Origin of the sequence: Pseudomonas sp. BF-B-30 (genome assembly GCF_019956305.1) — a bacterium.
Classification (GTDB): Bacteria; Pseudomonadota; Gammaproteobacteria; order Pseudomonadales; family Pseudomonadaceae; genus Aquipseudomonas; species Aquipseudomonas jessenii.
In genome coordinates this window covers 13,047-29,340 of record NZ_JAHBDG010000048.1, presented here as the reverse complement: position 1 = coordinate 29,340, position 16,294 = coordinate 13,047, and the positions used below count along the sequence as shown (strand labels likewise).

The following is a 16,294-nucleotide window of genomic DNA, read 5'->3' as shown; positions in this document are numbered from 1 at the left end:
CGAAAGCGGTCTGACATTCACCATCATCGTTGAATGTCAGACCGCTTTCGCGAGCAAGCCCGCTCCCACAGGGGGTAGCAGGTTTGTTCAGTTTATCCGCGGTGACGACCACGGAAGTAATTGATCAGCCCTTGGGTCGAGGCGTCCTCGGCCGGGGTTTCTTCGCTGCCGACCAGGCGGTTGTAGACGCCTTTGCCCAGCTCCTTGCCCAGTTCCACGCCCCACTGGTCGAAGGCGTTGATGCCCCAGATCACGCTTTGCACGAAGACTTTGTGTTCGTACATCGCCACCAGAGCGCCGAGGCGACGCGGGCTGATGCGCTCGACCACCAGGGTGTTGCTCGGACGGTTGCCCGGGATGACTTTGTGCGGTGCAAGCTTTTGCACTTCGGCTTCGCTCATGCCTTTGTCACGCAGTTCGGTTTCGGCCTCGGCAAGGGTCTTGCCGAGCATCAGCGCCTGGCTCTGGGACAGGCAGTTGGCGTACAGCCACTGGTGGTGGTCGGACACTGGGTTGAAGCTGACGATCGGCACGATGAAATCGGCCGGGATCAATTGGGTGCCCTGGTGCAGCAACTGGTGGTAGGCGTGCTGACCGTTGCAGCCGACGCCGCCCCAGATTACCGGCCCGGTGTCTGTGGACACGGGCTTGCCGTCCTGGCGCACGCTCTTGCCGTTGGATTCCATGTCCAGCTGTTGCAAGTGCTTGGTGATGTTACGCAGGTAGTGATCGTACGGCAGGATCGCGTGGCTCTGCGCGCCCCAGAAGTTGCCGTACCACACGCCGAGCAAGGCCAGCAGCACTGGCATGTTCTGTTCGAACGGCGCGGTCAGGAAGTGCTGGTCCATGGTGTAGGCACCGGACAGCAGCTCCTTGAAGTTGGACATGCCGATGGCCAGGGCAATCGGTAGACCAATGGCCGACCACAGCGAGTAACGCCCGCCAACCCAGTCCCACATCGGGAAGATGTTCTCTTCGCGGATGCCGAACGCTACCGCGGCGGCGTTGTTGCTCGATACCGCGATGAAGTGGCGATACAGCTCGGCTTCCGAACCACCCTGGGCCAGATACCAGGCACGGGCAGCCTGGGCGTTCTTCAGGGTTTCGAGGGTGTTGAAGGATTTCGACGAGACGATGAACAGCGTGGTCTCGGCGCGAAGCTTCATGGTCAGTTCGTGGAACTCGCTGCCGTCGATGTTTGCCAGGTAATGGCAACGCACGCCTTTCTGGGCATAGGACAGCAAGGCTTCGGATACCAGTTCCGGGCCGAGGAAGGAGCCGCCGATGCCGATGTTCACCACGTCAGTGATCGGCTTCTCGGTGTAACCGCGCCACAGACCGTCGTGGATACGGCCGACGAGGTCGGTGATCTGGTTCAGTACCTTGTGCACTTCCGGCATCACGTTGACGCCATTGACCGACAGCTTGTCGCCAACCGGGCGGCGCAGTGCCGTGTGCAGGGCCGGACGACCTTCGGAAGAGTTGACGATTTCGCCATCGAACAGCGACTTGATCGCGCCCTTGAGGTCGACTTCGTTGGCCAGGCCCACGAGCAGATTGCGGGTCTCGGCGTTGATCAGGTTTTTCGAGTAGTCGAGAAACAGGCCGCAGCTGCTGAGGGTGAATTGAGTAAAGCGCTGCGGATCGGCATTGAAGGCTTCGCGCATGCTGAAATCCTGCATGGCTTGGCGGTGGTCATTCAACGCTTGCCAGGCGGGCAGAGCGGTAACGTCGTGAGGAGTGCGGTAATACGCCATCGCTGCGGGTTTCCTTATTACTTGAACGGCCTTTTGAACACTAAAAATCCCGGAGCGCTGTGGGTGGGCGTTCCGGTCAACTGCGTCGACACGATTTCATGGCGCAGGGCGACTACAGTAAACCCCGCGCAATGATCTGTCTTGACTTTGTCTGACCTGTTTCCGGTACTTTTTAACATCGAAGTTAGGAAAGGTCCGACAAACGGAAGAGGCAAGACTCGTATCAGGCAACCTGGACCGGAATGGCATTGCTGGTGTGACTCAGTTCATTGCCCGGTGCCATGTAGAGCATGCGTGGCTTGAAGTTGAGCAGTTCAGCTTCGCTGTAATGAGCGTAAGCGCAGATGATCACGCGATCACCGACCTTGGCTTTGTGGGCAGCGGCGCCGTTGACCGAGATCATGCGCGAACCTTCTTCGCCACGGATGGCGTAGGTGGTGAAGCGCTCGCCGTTGTCGACGTTGTAGATCTGGATCTGCTCGTACTCACGAATGCCGGACAGGTCCAGCCATTCACCGTCGATGGCGCAGGAGCCTTCGTAATCGAGTACAGCGTGGGTGACTTCGGCGCGATGCAGCTTGGCTTTGAGCATGATGGCGTGCATGAGTATTTCCCAGGTCGGAATCGAACGGCGAGCAGTTTGCCCGATGGCTTGAGAGGCAGCAATAAGGTGTGGAAACTGCCGCAGATCGAATGTGGGAGCGGGCTTGCTCGCGAAGGCGTTGCGTCAGTCGAGGTATGTGTCAGCTGACAGACCGTATTCGCGAGCAAGCCCGCTCCCACAGGGTATTGCAGTGTTTAGATTGGCGCGTCGAGGTTCAGGTGCAGGTTGTCGATCAACCGCGTCGTACCGAGGAACGCCGCCACCAGAATCACCAGGTCACGATCCTGCGCCGTCGCCGGGCGCAAGGTCAGGGCATGGCGGATTTCCAGATAGTCAGGACGCAGGCCGGCTGCTTCGAGCTGTTTGATCTGGGTGCCGATCAGCGCCGGGTAGTCGCGTTCGCCCTGCTTGATCGCTTCGCCGATCGCATTCAGCGTGCGATAAACCACCGGTGCCACAGCGCGTTGCTCTTCACTGAGGAAGCCGTTGCGCGACGACAGCGCCAGGCCATCGGTTGCGCGAACAGTGGGCTCACCGATGATCTGGATCGGCATGTTCAGGTCATGAACCAGCGCGCGAATCACCGCCAGTTGCTGGAAGTCTTTCTCGCCGAAAATCGCCAGGTCTGGCTGGACCATGTTGAACAGCTTGCTGACCACAGTCGCCACGCCTTCGAAATGCCCCGGACGGCTGGCGCCGCACAGACCTTCGGACAATTGCGGGACACTGACGCGGGTCTGGCCGGCCATGCCGTCGGGATACATTTCGTCAACGGTGGGGGCAAACAGCAAATGGCAACCGGCCTGGAGCAGTTTTTCCTGGTCGGCGGCGAGGGTGCGCGGGTACTTGTCGAGGTCTTCGCCAGCACCGAATTGCAGCGGGTTGACGAAAACGCTCGCCACCACGAAGTCCGCCCGTTGGGAGGCTTTGGTCACCAGTGCCACGTGGCCACTGTGCAGGTTGCCCATGGTTGGCACAAAGGCGATGCGTTTGCCTTCGCCACGGGCTCGGGCCACGGCGGCCCGCAGTTCGCGTACGGTTTTTACGGTGTTCATGCAGAGAATCCGTGTTCGATCCCAGGGAAAGTTGCCGCCTTGACTTCAGTCACGTAGGCATTCAATGCAGCGTCAATGCTGGTCTGGCCAGTCATGAAGTTTTTCACGAATTTCGGCACGCGACCGGTAATGGACAGGCCCAGCATGTCGTGCAGAACCAGCACCTGGCCGTCGGTGCGATTGCCGGCGCCAATACCGATCACCGGAATCTTCACCGCCTGGGTGATTTCTTCCGCCAGTTCGCTCGGGACGCACTCGAGCAGCAGCATTGCCGCGCCAGCCTGCTCCAGGGCGATCGCGTCGGCGCGCATCTGACGCGCCTGGTTTTCATTGCGACCCTGGACCTTGTAGCCGCCAAGGATGTTCACCGACTGTGGCGTCAGGCCCATGTGCGCGCAGACAGGGATGCCGCGCTCGGCCAGCAGGCGGATCGAGTCGGCCAGCCACAACGCTCCTTCGACCTTGACCATGTGCGCACCGGCCTGCATCAACAGGGCGCTGTTGGTCATGGCTTGCTCGGTGGTGGCGTAGGCCATGAAAGGCAGGTCGGCGAGGATCAGGGCATCGCTGTTACCGCGTTTGACGGCGGCCACGTGGTAAGCCATTTCCGAAGTGGTGACAGGCAAGGTGCTGTCGTGGCCCTGCAGAACCATGCCGAGGGAGTCGCCCACCAACAGCACTTCGACGCCGGCCTGATTGCAGGCGTGGGCGAAGGTCGCGTCGTAGCAGGTCAGCATGGTGATTTTTTCACCTTTTTGCTTCAGACCTTGCAGGGTGGTCAGGGTGATGGCTGGCATGAAAAGTTCCTCATTCAGGCGCTGTGGAAACTACTGCGAGTAACGCGCGTGATTCTTCGTTGAATACAGGCGCACGCTCTTTCGTCGTGCTTTTAAGGCCTGGATTGCGCCCTTGAACGCCGTGTAGGCGGCAGCGGGACGCCTATAGTCGTGAGGAGAACGAGGGAAGTCAATTGCGTGTGTTACCGCATTGTTACGGGTGGGGTGTTACCGGGGTAACTGATGCGATTCAGCAGCAGATCTTGTGCGCGACACAAAACCAATGTGGGAGCGGGCTTGCTCGCGAAGGGGGCATCAGATTCAACATTAATGTTGATTGATACACCGCTTTCGCGAGCAAGCCCGCTCCCACAGGGTATTTGTGTCATGTCGGGAGGAGGCGTTCCAGGCCGACGAACGGGCATGCCTTGAGCAGTTCGGCCAAGTTCCGGCCATCGGCCAAGTGCAGATCCGCAGGTGCCAGTTCCGCCAGCGGGTACAACACGAAGGCCCGTTCCTGCATGTGGTAATGGGGAACCTTGAGGCGCGGTTCGTCGATCAGGCGATCACCGAACAGCAGGATGTCGAGGTCCAGCGTGCGCGGTCCCCAACGCTCAAGACGCTCGCGACCCTGGCCGTTTTCGATGGCCTGCAAGGCATCCAGAAGATCCAGCGGCGCCAGTGTGCTGTCGAGAGCGGCGACTGCATTGGTGTAACGCGGTTGGCCGGGCAGAAGCGAGTCACTTTGGTAAAACGCAGAAACCCCGACCAACTCCGATTGCGGCAACTGCGCCAGCGCTTCGACGGCACTGCGCAATTGTTCGGCGGGGTCAGCCAGATTGCTGCCCATGCCGATGTAGATGCGTTCCATGGATTACTCGCCCGTGGTGCTCGAAGCGCCGGCAGCGCGTTTGCGCTTGGAACCACCGCTGCGGCGACGCTTGCGCGGGGCGCCGGTGCCTTCGTCCTTGCCGCTGAGGTCGCGAATCATGTCGCGACGCTCGCTTTCGTTGGCGTCCTGATAGTCCGTCCACCATTCGCCCAGGCCATCGGTCTGCTCGCCGGCGCTTTCACGTAGCAGCAGGAAGTCGTAGCCGGCGCGGAAGCGCGGATTGTCCAGCAACAGATCGGCACGCTTGCCGCTGCGGCGGGGCAGGCGTTCCTGCATGTCCCAGATTTCGCGGATCGGCATGGTGAAGCGTTTCGGAATCGCAATGCGCTGGCACTGCTCGGCAATGAGTTCGTGCGCCGCTTCCTGCATCGCCGGAATCGGCGGCATGCCACGCTCCTGCAGGCGCAGGACGCGGGCCGGCAGGGCAGGCCAGAGCAGGGCTGCAAACAGGAACGCCGGGGTCACCGGTTTGTTCTGCTTGATCCGCAGGTCGGTATTGATCAGGGCTTCGCTGATCAGGGTGTGGGTGTACGTCGGGTTGTATTCCAGTGCTTCGGCGCTGGCCGGGAACAGTGGATCGAACAACTGCAGGTCGACCAGCATTTCAAACGTGTCGGCGGCATGGCCGGAGAGGAACAGCTTGAGCACCTCTTCGAACAGACGAGCCGACGGGATCTCGCGCAGCATCGGCGCCAGGCCGCGGATCGGCAGGGCGCTGTGTTTTTCGATGCCGAAGTTCAGCTTGGCGGCGAAACGCACGGCCCGCAGCATCCTTACCGGGTCTTCCTGGTAGCGTTGCGTCGGATCGCCGATCAGGCGGATCAGGTGATTGCGGATGTCGTGTACGCCGTTGGCGTAGTCGAGGATGCGTTCGCTGACCGGATCGTAATACAAGGCATTGATGGTGAAGTCGCGACGTTGCGCGTCCTCTTCCAGGGTGCCGTAAACGTTATCGCGCAAGATGCGCCCGCTTTCGTTGCGCGAAGACTGGTTGCTGTCTTCCTCGTCTTCGTTTTGCGGGTGATTGGCGCGGAAGGTCGCGACTTCGATGATTTCGCGGCCGAAGTGGATGTGCACCAGTTTGAACCGGCGCCCGATGATTCGCGCGTTACGGAATTCGGCCCGTACCTGCTCGGGTGTGGCGCTGGTGGCAACGTCGAAATCTTTCGGGGTGATACCCAGCAGCATGTCGCGCACGCAACCGCCAACCAGATAAGCCTGATAACCGGCGTTCTGCAGGCGTTCAACGATATTCACCGCGTAACGGCTGAATTGCGCCTTCTGCAGCGAGTGTTGGCCGCTGTTGAGCACTTCAGGCGTGCTGCGAATGTGTTGCGTAGGACGCTTGGGAGAACGGAATGACTGGAACAGCTTCTTCAGCATGGGATGCACTGTTTGAAGGAATATTCGGCCATAACAGAAGAATGACCGCATGATGGGCGGGGATTCTAGCATTTAGTCGGGGGATGGTGTAGGAGACAGCAGATATGAGATGTAGGAGCGGGTATGGGGGGATCGCAGAAACCACAAGGGGAGCCGAAGCTCCCCAAGAAGTAGTTGCATGCTCTATTTTTATTTTTGGTTTCGGGCTTCTTGTTTTTGTTGAGTGCCCTCGCCATGAAGCTTTCCTTCATGACCCTCCCAATCGGGAGCCAAGAGCAAACGGATTGCTTTGGTCGCTGAATTGCAGTGATCTTTCGATCCAACCAGTACAGGCTCTGTCTTAAGACAGTTTTTTGTTGTTCTCGGCCTGGTCGTGGGGCAAGCCCCAAATACAACGCCTCTCCAAAAGAATCAGTTAGCTGCGCCTCTCGCCGTCTTGTTTTTATTGTGCGTGAGTCGATTCGTCTTATTTTTATTGTCTTGTGCATTGCTTGTTATTGTTCTTGTACCAAACATATAGCAGGGTGCGTGCCAACTTTTGCGAAACCCAATAAAACAAGGGGTTAGGCCGGTCGGCAGACATTTCGAGGGCCAAAAAAAGCCGGGGCTTCGTTACCGTAAGCCCCGGCTTCTGTTACGTGAAAAAACTGAGGTAACAGTTTTTCACAAAGTCATGTGTTACCCGCACATGAGACAGGTACGGTTCAGCTTTCGCTGGTCACCCCGGTCTTGCGACGTGGGATGCCCAGGCGCTGACGGCGCTCCCACAGGCATTTTCGGCTGACCCCGAGCTTGCGGGCCAGCTCGGTTTCGGTCATGTGGTCCTGATGTTCGAGGACGAAATGCTGGAAGTAGTCTTCCAGGGAGAGATCTTCGGTTGGTTCGTGGTTGCTGTTACTGGCGTTGCCCTGTTGTGGCGCCAGGCCAATGAATTCGTCGTCTTCCAGGTCGCCCAGTTCGATGTCGATACCCAGCAGCTCGGCGGAGATTTCCGGGCTTTCGCACAGGATAACGGCGCGCTCGACGGCGTTTTCCAGTTCACGAACGTTGCCCGGCCAGGAGTAGTGACGAATGGCTTGCTCGGCATCCGCGGCGAATTTCAGGTCGGTGCGGTTGATCCGCGCACTTTGCCGCGCCAGGAACGCATTGGCGATTTCGTTGACGTCCGCACCGCGTTCGCGCAGGGCTGGCAGCTTCAGCGCGATAACGTGGAGGCGGTAATACAAGTCCTCACGGAACTGGCCGATCTTCGCCAGGCTCTTGAGGTCGCGGTGAGTCGCGGCGATCAGGCGCACATCGACTTTTTGCGACTGCACCGAGCCCACGCGACGAATCTCGCCTTCCTGCAATACGCGCAGCAGGCGAGCCTGGGCTTCCAGTGGCAGTTCGCCGATTTCGTCGAGGAACAAGGTGCCGCCGTCCGCCGCTTCCACCAGGCCGGCGCGCCCGGCGCTGGCGCCGGTGAATGCGCCTTTTTCGTGGCCGAACAGCTCGGACTCGATCAGGCTTTCCGGAATGGCTGCGCAGTTCACCGAAATCATCGGCGCCTTGGCACGTTTGGACAGGTTGTGCAGGGCGCGCGCCACCAGTTCCTTACCGGTACCCGATTCGCCCTGGATCAGAACGTTGGAGTCGGTCGGTGCCACTTTGCGGATCTTGACGTACAGGTCCTGCATCGGTGGGCACGAGCCGATAATGCCGATCTCACCGTTGCTGTTGTCGGTACCGGATTTCGCCGCACCGTTGGCGGCCTTACCGGCAACCGCTTCACCGCCGGCTTGTACCGTTTGTCGGTCACGCAGGATTCGTGCGGCCGCTTGCAGCATTTCGTCATGGTCGAATGGCTTGGCAATGTAGTCCACCGCGCCCATTTTCATCGAGTCGACCGCCGAGCGCAGGCTGGCATAGCTGGTCATGATCAGCACCGGCGTGCCCTGGGCGAGCTTGATCAACTCCGTGCCAGGCGCGCCCGGCAGGCGCAGGTCACTGATGATCAGGTCGAACGAGGGAATGGTGAAGCGTTCTTGTGCTTCCTGCACTGATCCGGCTTCGCTGACCTGGTACTGGTTACGTTCCAGCAGGCGGCGCAAGGCGGAGCGGATAATGGTTTCGTCTTCGACGATCAAAATGTGCGGCATTGATTCGATACTCTCGACGGTCTCAGTTCACAGCGGACGTCGCTTCGACATGACGCGGCAAGGTAACCCTGATTCGGGTACCGCGTTGGCTTTGAACATCAGCCGGGCTGTCGATGGTGATTTGTCCATAATGCTCTTCAACGATGGAATAGACCAGTGCAAGGCCCAGACCGGTGCCTTCGCCAGGGTCCTTGGTGGTGAAGAAAGGTTCGAACAATCGGTCCATGATGCTCGACGGAATACCGCTGCCTTCGTCCTCCACGATCAGATCGACCGTGTGTTCGCCGGCTTCGCTCTTGACCCGTACCGCGCTGCCGGGAGGCGAGGCGTCACGGGCGTTTGAAAGCAGGTTGATCAATACCTGGGCCAACCGTTGCGGGTCGCCTTCGACCCAGTGTTCGGGGTCGCACAGGTTGTAGAACTGCACTTCGAAATTGCGTCGGTTCAGGGCCAGCAGGCCGATGGCATCCTGAGCCACTTCGGCCAGACAGACGGGCTCGTCGTTGTGCTGATGGCTGCCGGCATGGGCAAAGCTCATCAACGACTGGACGATGCGCGACACGCGTTTGGTCTGCTCGAGGATCTGGCCGCTGATTTCCTTCAGCTCGCCGTCTTCTTCACGTTCTTCGCGCAGGTTTTGCGCCAGGCACGCGATACCGGTGATCGGGTTGCCGATTTCATGGGCCACGCCGGCCGCCAGTCGACCGATGCTGGCCAGGCGCTCGGAGTGCACCAGTTTGTCCTCGAGCATCTGGGTTTCGGTCAAGTCTTCCACCAGCAACACCAGGCCACTGTTGCCTGGCGCGAGGGGTTCGTCGATCGCCGCTTTGTGCAGGTTCAACCAGCGTGTCTGGCCGTCGAGGGCCAGGTGCTGTTTGTGCAAGTGCTCGTCCGGCAGATTGATGAAGCCTTGCAGCAGGTCTTTCCATGGGTCGGCAATGGTACTCAGGCGCGAACCGACCACGCGCTGCGCGGCGATGCCGGTGAGTTCCTCCATGGCCTTGTTCCACATGAGGATCTCCTGATCCTTGGCCAGTGAGCAAACGCCCATCGGCAATTCCTGAAGGGTCTGGCGGTGATAGCGGCGCAGGGCATCGAGCTCGGCGGCCAGGCCGGTCAGGCGCGAGTGGTAATCCTCGAGGCGGCTTTCGATGAAGTGAATGTCTTCGGTGACGTAGTTTTCGCCGCCAGCCTTGTACGGCAGGAACGTTTCGACCATGTCCTGGGCCACGCTCGGGCCCATCAGGCCGGAGAGATTGGCTTCGATGCGGTCACGCAAGCGACGCAGGGCATAGGGGCGGCGCTCGTCGAAAGGCAGATAGAGGTCGCGCAGTGCCTGTTCCACTTCTTTCTGCGCCGCTTTTGCACCCAGTGGCTTGGCCAGTTGCGTGGCGAACTCCTGGGGCGAGGCGGCGTGCAGTTCCCGGCGTTGCGGGCGGCGAACGTTATCCACAGCGCAGGCTTCGGCAGCGCTGGCCTCTTCGGTGCTGGCGTTGGTGAACAGCGAGATCAGCGTGAACATCAGCACGTTGGCCGCCAGCGAGGCAATCGCCGCCATGTGCCAGCTGGTGTCGTCCAGCACGTAGATCATGTTCAGCAGTGGAATGTAGAAGCCTTGCAGGTTGCCAACCAGCGGTAACAGCATGGTCACCAGCCACACCAGGATCCCCGCCAGCAAGCCGGCGATGAAGCCGCGACGGTTGGCGGTCGGCCAATACAGGACCGAGAGCACGCCCGGCAGGAACTGCAACGTGGCGACGAAAGCGACAATGCCGAGGTTGGCCAGGTCCTGCTCGGCTCCGAGCATCAGGTAGAAGCCGTAGCCGGCCATGATGATCGCGACGATCAGCGCCCGGCGAGTCCACTTCAGCCAGCGGTAGATGTTGCCTTCGGCCGGTGGTTGATACAGCGGCAGGACCAGGTGGTTCAAGGCCATCCCGGACAGTGCCAGCGTGGTGACGATGATCAGGCCACTGGCGGCGGACAGCCCGCCGACATAGGCCAGCAACGCCAAAGCCTTGCTGTTGGCGGCGATGCCGATTCCCAGGGTGAAGTATTCCGGGTTGGTGGTGGCGCCCAGTTTCAGGCCGGCCCAGAGAATCAGCGGCACCGCCAGGCTCATCAGCAACAGGAACAGCGGCAGGCCCCAGCTCGCACTGACCAGCGAACGCGGGTTGAGGTTTTCGGTAAAGGTCATGTGATACATGTGCGGCATCACGATCGCCGAGGCGAAGAACACCAGCAGCAGCGTACGCCACGGGCCTTCCTGCAACGGTGTGTGCAGGGCGGCGAGCGCGGTCTGGTTTTGCAGCAGCCACAGTTCAAGCTGTTGCGGGCCGTCGAACACGCCGTAAAGCGCATACAGCCCGACACCGCCGAGGGCGATCAGCTTGATCACCGACTCGAAGGCAATCGCGAATACCAGGCCTTCATGCTTTTCGCGGGTGGCGATGTGACGGGAGCCGAAGAAAATCGTGAACAGCGTAATCAGTGCGCAGAAGCTCAGGGCCACGCGATGCTGTACCGGCTCTCGGGTGAGGATGCTGATGGAGTCGGCGACCGCCTGAATTTGCAAGGCCAGCAGCGGCAGTACGCCGACCAGCATGAAAATCGTGGTCAGCGCACCGGCCCAGGTACTGCGAAAGCGGAAGGCAAACAGGTCCGCCAGCGACGACAGCTGATAGGTGCGGGTGATCTTCAGGATCGGGTAGAGCAGCACCGGCGCCAGCAGGAATGCCCCGGAAACGCCCAGGTAGCTGGACAGAAAACCGTAGCCGTATTGATAGGCCAGGCCCACGGTGCCGTAAAACGCCCAGGCACTGGCGTAGACGCCCAGTGACAGGGTGTAGGTCAGCGGGTGGCGAATGATCGCCCGGGGAATCATGCCCCGTTCGCTGATCCAGGCCACACCGAACAGCACCGCCAGGTATGCGGCGCTGATCAGGATCATCTGGGTCAGGCTAAAGCTCATCGGCATCTTTTTGGCTCTGCAGGATGAAGGTCACGACGATCAGAATCAGCCAGAGCAGATAAGGGCGATACCAGGCGCCAGTGGCGTCGATCCACCAATCCATGATGGCCGGGGAAAACAGGTAAATCCCCACTACCAAAAGCAGGACCAAGCGATAGATGTACATCCCGGCCTCTCTTTTTTATGCGCGTGCCCGAAAACGTGCGGCGATGGTAACGGATGGGGGCGCCACTGCAAGTGCGATCACAATAGCTGTGCCTCGGGCAGGCTCAGTGTGCGCGGGATCAGCGAGGCATCCCAGTGGGCAACGCCCCAATTCAGCACTTCCCGTGGCGTGGCGTACGTCAGTTCGGTTCCCGGGTTCTGTCCCAGCGCCCGAAGCGCCCGCAGCAGCAGGGGCGTTGCCTGATCCTCGGTCAGCGGCGGCGAACGGTAGGATTTACCGAGCTTGTTGCCATCAGGCTGGGTAATCAGCGGGATATGCAGATAACGCGGTTGAGGCAGGCCGAGCAGTTCTTGCAGGTAGAGCTGGCGGGGCGTGGAGTCCAGCAAGTCGGCACCGCGAACGATATCGGTGATGCCCTGCCAGGCGTCGTCCAGGACCACCGCCAATTGATAAGCGTAGAGCCCGTCACGGCGGCGGATCACGAAATCGCCGACTTCCCGCCCCAGATGCTGTCGGTATTGGCCCTGCACCCGGTCAATGAAATGGTATTCCAGTTCCGGTACGCGCAGGCGGATGGCCGCATCGTCGGTGCCGTGGCCGGCATTGCGGCACAAGCCCGGATAAATCCCGTGATACGGCTCCAGCTGTTTGCGCGAGCAGGTGCAGGCGTAGGCCAGGCCTTGATTGAAGAGGCGATTGAGCACCTCGGCGTAGGCATCGTGCCGCTCGCTTTGGCGAACCAGGTCGCCATCCCACTCGAAGCCATAGCTTTCCAGTGCCTTGAGTATGGCCGCCTGGGCGCCGGGTACTTCACGGGGCGGATCAAGGTCTTCCATACGCATCAGCCAGCGTCCGCCCACCGAGCGCGCGTCAAGGTAGGAGGCCAGCGCGGCGACCAGCGACCCGAAGTGCAGATGGCCGCTGGGCGTCGGGGCGAAACGCCCGATGTAGGTGGGGGAGGTGGTGGCGGTCATCAGGGCAAGGCAACTTATTCCAGGCTGTCGTCAGATTCCTGTAGGAGCGAGCTTGCTCGCGATTGCCGTCAACGATAACGCCGGGAGCCTGGTACCCCGCGGCGTTCTCAGGTTCATCGCGAGCAAGCTTGCTCCTACAGTGATGGCGATTTTAATCGCAACGGGCATCAGCGAATTTTGGAAACAAAAACGGAGCGTTCGCACGCTCCGTTCTTCGTTCAAGTCGCAATTATTTGCCGACTTGCTTTTCCTTGATTTCCGCCAGGGTCTTGCAGTCGATGCACAGGTCGGCGGTAGGGCGTGCTTCGAGGCGCTTGACACCAATCTCGATGCCGCAGGATTCACACCAGCCGTACTCTTCGTCTTCGATCAACTGAAGGGTCTTGTCGATCTTCTTGATCAACTTGCGTTCACGATCGCGGGCACGCAGTTCGAGGGCGAATTCCTCTTCCTGGCTGGCACGGTCTGCCGGATCAGGAAAGTTGGCCGCTTCGTCCTTCATGTGGTCCACGGTCTTGTCGACACCTTCCATCAGCTCTTTCTTCCACTGATTCAGGACCTTGGTGAAGTGCTTGCGCATGGGCTCGCCCATGTACTCTTCGCCGGTTTTCTGAATATAGGGCTCGAAGCCGCTGATCGTCTGGTTTTGCTGCTTTGCTTGGGTGGACATGAAATAGACCGCCTCTACTCTTGTAATCCATCTGCGCAGGATTGCTCCATCACCGACACCTGCCGGCCCTGCGGCTGCAAGCGGGCGAACTTACCAGATCAACTCGGGCCGCGCTACTCCCGGATGTCGAGCTCGCGGCACAGGGTGCTTGCAATTGATGACAAACCGTTGTCTGGTGGCTCTGGAACCCTGCTCAATTATTGATTTTAGTCAAACCTTGCGCGCGCGCCTGCGTCGTTTGTGATCGGGCTTACAAGGCCTCTGACCGCTTTAGGTTCTCGCTCGTTCCTGCGCTTGGGTAGAATCGGTTTTTTTCCGTTGAAGGAAGGCCAATGGCTCAGCCCTACAGTGCCCGCAGTCGCGCGATCGAACCTTTCCATGTCATGGCGCTGTTGGCGCGGGCCAATGAATTGCAGGCCGCCGGCCACGATGTGATCCACCTGGAAATCGGCGAGCCGGACTTCACCACCGCCGAACCGATCATCCAGGCCGGCCAGGCTGCGCTGACAGCGGGAAAGACCCGTTACACCGCCGCACGAGGCATTCCAGAGCTGCGCGAGGCCATTTCGGGCTTCTATCAACAGCGTTATGGTTTGAACATCGATCCGCGGCGCATCCTCATCACGCCTGGCGGGTCCGGCGCGTTGCTGCTGGCCAGCGCTTTGCTGGTCGACCCCGGTAAACACTGGTTGCTGGCGGATCCGGGCTACCCGTGTAACCGGCATTTCCTGCGGCTGGTCGAAGGCGCGGCACAACTGGTGCCGGTCGGTCCGGAGGTGCGCTATCAATTGACGCCGGACCTGATCGAGCGTCATTGGGACCACGACAGCGTCGGCGCATTGGTGGCGTCGCCAGCCAATCCAACCGGCACGATCCTGACCCGCGACGAGCTGGCGAAGCTGTCTGTCGCGATCAAGGAGCGCCACGGTCATCTGGTGGTCGACGAGATTTATCACGGCCTAACCTACGGCACCGATGCGGCCAGCGTGCTGGAAGTCGACGACAGTGCATTCGTTCTGAACAGCTTTTCGAAGTACTTCGGGATGACCGGTTGGCGGCTCGGCTGGCTGGTGGCCCCCGACGCGGCCGTCGGTGAGCTGGAAAAGCTCGCCCAGAACCTCTACATCAGTGCTCCAAGCATGGCGCAGTACGCTGCGTTGGCCTGTTTCGAGCCGGCAACCATCAGCATTCTCGAAGAGCGTCGCGCCGAATTTGGCCGGCGTCGGGATTACCTGCTACCGGCCTTGCGTGAACTGGGCTTCGGTATTGCCGTGGAGCCGGAAGGGGCTTTCTATTTATACGCCGATATCAGCAAGTTCGGCGGCGATGCCTTCGCGTTCTGTAAACATTTTCTTGAAACCGAACATGTGGCATTTACCCCGGGGCTGGATTTCGGGCGTTATCAGGCCGGGCATCATGTGCGGTTCGCCTATACGCAAAATCTCGCGCGTTTGCAGGAGGCGGTCGAGCGCATTGCCCGTGGGTTGCGGAGTTGGCAAGGCTGATGCGTTTTCATCCTCCCCTCGAAGAAGGGCGCCTGATCCGACGTTACAAGCGATTTCTCGCCGATATCGAAACCGTTGGCGGCGAATTGCTCACCATTCATTGCCCGAACACTGGCTCGATGCTCAATTGTCAGGTCGAAGGCGGGCAGGTCTGGTTCAGTCGCTCCAACGACCCGAAACGCAAGTTGCCTGGCACCTGGGAGGTCGGTGAAACCCCGCAGGGGCGGCTGTTTTGCGTGAATACCGCCCGAGCCAATGGTTTGATCGAAGAAGCGCTACGGGCGGGCGTCATCACCGAGCTGAACGGTTTTACCGGGCTCAAGCGTGAAGTGGCTTATGGTCAGGAAAACAGTCGTATCGATTTCCGCCTTGATTACCCCGAAGGGCCGGCCTACGTCGAAGTCAAAAGCGTGACCCTGGGCTTCGACGGTACGGCGGTGGCGGCGTTTCCCGATGCGGTCACCCAGCGTGGCGCCAAGCACTTGCGGGAGCTGGCCCACCTGGCCAGGGACGGTATTCGCGCGGTGCAGTTGTACTGCGTTTGCCTGACCGACATCGAGGCCGTGCGCCCGGCGCAGGAAATCGATGCCGCTTATGCGCAAGCCTTGCGTGAGGCGATTGCCTGTGGTGTCGAGGTGTTGGCTTACGGTGTGCGGTTGAGCCACGAAGAAATGCTGGTCGACCGACGTCTGGACGTGTTGCCAGGTGGCTAAAGGCTGATCCAGATCCCTTGTTCATCCTCGTGGCAGACCACGCTGGTCAAGGCTTGCCCCGCGCAAGGGCCGGCGACGCATTCACCGTCTTCGATCAGGAACAGTGCGCCATGGGTGGCGCACTGGATCAGACTGTTGCTGGGGTCGAGAAACTGGTCGGGATGCCACTCCAGGGCAACGCCCCGGTGCGGGCAGCGATTGATGTAGACGTAAACCTGTCCGCTGCGGCGCACGGCAAAAAACTTTTGGTCATCGATGTCGAACCCGCGGCTGCTGTCATTGACCAACTCGGCGCCTGCGCAAAGCAACTTCATGTCTATCCTCGATCCCGCAACTCGTGACCGGATATGTCCGAGCTGGGCGGTTAAATGCTGTCAAATGGCGCTCTTGCCCGCCGGGGACAAGTGCCTGTCGTCGAGGATACTTGGCCTGATCATTCGATGCCCGGGAAACCTTCAAGGAAAGCTGTTTATGCGCCTGACCACCCGGGTCGTCGTCATCTGCCTGGAGCATCCATCGCGGCATCCTGTCAGTACTTTTCCACAGGCAAAAAAAGACCCGGCAAGAGCCGGGTCAAATAACCGTGATTAGCCTGATGAGGAGATAATCCGAGAGTCCGAACCAAGGGCTTTTCAGAATATCGACCAGTCTCGCGACCAGTTGTGATAATCATATCGATTCTCATTACCA

At 60.0% G+C, this 16,294-nt stretch carries 14 protein-coding genes; 2 read left to right on the top strand and 12 right to left on the bottom strand.

The window, feature by feature from the left end:
• Nucleotides 1-92: 92 nt before the first annotated feature.
• The 11 genes from pgi to dksA form a co-directional block, all read right to left on the bottom strand.
• Nucleotides 93-1,757 carry a glucose-6-phosphate isomerase gene (pgi, locus tag KGB29_RS22550; RefSeq protein WP_150813464.1) on the bottom strand — a complete coding sequence of 555 codons (1,665 nt, stop codon included), beginning with the start codon at nt 1,755-1,757 and terminating at the stop codon, nt 93-95.
• 223 nt (nt 1,758-1,980) lie between these two features.
• Nucleotides 1,981-2,361 carry an aspartate 1-decarboxylase gene (panD, locus tag KGB29_RS22545; RefSeq protein WP_003228271.1) on the bottom strand — a complete coding sequence of 127 codons (381 nt, stop codon included), beginning with the start codon at nt 2,359-2,361 and terminating at the stop codon, nt 1,981-1,983.
• A gap of 194 nt (nt 2,362-2,555) precedes the next feature.
• A complete protein-coding gene (gene panC, locus KGB29_RS22540) occupies nt 2,556-3,416 on the bottom strand; it encodes a pantoate--beta-alanine ligase (protein ID WP_150813463.1) in 861 nt (286 codons plus the stop codon).
• Nucleotides 3,413-4,213: a 3-methyl-2-oxobutanoate hydroxymethyltransferase gene (gene panB / locus KGB29_RS22535; protein ID WP_057713273.1), complete on the bottom strand. Its 801-nt coding sequence runs from the start codon at nt 4,211-4,213 to the stop codon at nt 3,413-3,415. The genes panC and panB overlap by 4 nt, the downstream gene beginning before the upstream one ends.
• 364 nt (nt 4,214-4,577) lie before the next feature.
• The gene (gene folK, locus KGB29_RS22530) at nt 4,578-5,063 is read right to left on the bottom strand and encodes a 2-amino-4-hydroxy-6-hydroxymethyldihydropteridine diphosphokinase (protein ID WP_150813462.1); all 486 of its coding nucleotides are present in this window, start codon (nt 5,061-5,063) and stop codon (nt 4,578-4,580) included.
• A gap of 3 nt (nt 5,064-5,066) precedes the next feature.
• Nucleotides 5,067-6,467, bottom strand: a complete 1,401-nt coding sequence (locus KGB29_RS22525) for a polynucleotide adenylyltransferase PcnB (RefSeq protein WP_056728631.1) — start codon at nt 6,465-6,467, stop codon at nt 5,067-5,069.
• Nucleotides 6,468-7,171: 704 nt separating this feature from the next.
• Complete coding sequence (locus tag KGB29_RS22520) at nt 7,172-8,605, bottom strand: sigma-54-dependent transcriptional regulator (RefSeq protein WP_150813460.1); 1,434 nt, start codon at nt 8,603-8,605, stop codon at nt 7,172-7,174.
• A gap of 22 nt (nt 8,606-8,627) precedes the next feature.
• Complete coding sequence (locus KGB29_RS22515; RefSeq protein WP_167362842.1) at nt 8,628-11,582, bottom strand: sensor histidine kinase; 2,955 nt, start codon at nt 11,580-11,582, stop codon at nt 8,628-8,630.
• Nucleotides 11,566-11,742 carry a hypothetical protein gene (locus KGB29_RS22510; RefSeq protein WP_003176118.1) on the bottom strand — a complete coding sequence of 59 codons (177 nt, stop codon included), beginning with the start codon at nt 11,740-11,742 and terminating at the stop codon, nt 11,566-11,568. The genes KGB29_RS22515 and KGB29_RS22510 overlap by 17 nt, the downstream gene beginning before the upstream one ends.
• 77 nt (nt 11,743-11,819) lie before the next feature.
• The gene (gene gluQRS / locus KGB29_RS22505) at nt 11,820-12,716 is read right to left on the bottom strand and encodes a tRNA glutamyl-Q(34) synthetase GluQRS (RefSeq protein WP_150813458.1); all 897 of its coding nucleotides are present in this window, start codon (nt 12,714-12,716) and stop codon (nt 11,820-11,822) included.
• Between the two features lie 229 nt (nt 12,717-12,945).
• On the bottom strand, nt 12,946-13,386 hold the full coding sequence (gene dksA / locus KGB29_RS22500; protein ID WP_150813457.1) for an RNA polymerase-binding protein DksA: 441 nt from the start codon (nt 13,384-13,386) through the stop codon (nt 12,946-12,948).
• A gap of 332 nt (nt 13,387-13,718) precedes the next feature.
• Between dksA and KGB29_RS22495 the strand changes: the two genes are divergently transcribed.
• Both KGB29_RS22495 and sfsA read left to right on the top strand, forming a co-directional pair.
• The gene (locus KGB29_RS22495) at nt 13,719-14,891 is read left to right on the top strand and encodes a pyridoxal phosphate-dependent aminotransferase (RefSeq protein WP_150813456.1); all 1,173 of its coding nucleotides are present in this window, start codon (nt 13,719-13,721) and stop codon (nt 14,889-14,891) included.
• Nucleotides 14,891-15,604: a DNA/RNA nuclease SfsA gene (sfsA, locus tag KGB29_RS22490; protein ID WP_150813455.1), complete on the top strand. Its 714-nt coding sequence runs from the start codon at nt 14,891-14,893 to the stop codon at nt 15,602-15,604. The genes KGB29_RS22495 and sfsA overlap by 1 nt, the downstream gene beginning before the upstream one ends.
• Here the strand turns inward: sfsA and KGB29_RS22485 are convergent.
• Nucleotides 15,601-15,918 carry a Rieske (2Fe-2S) protein gene (locus tag KGB29_RS22485; RefSeq protein ID WP_150813454.1) on the bottom strand — a complete coding sequence of 106 codons (318 nt, stop codon included), beginning with the start codon at nt 15,916-15,918 and terminating at the stop codon, nt 15,601-15,603. The two genes, sfsA and KGB29_RS22485, sit on opposite strands and share 4 nt — an antisense overlap.
• Nucleotides 15,919-16,294 lie beyond the last annotated feature (376 nt).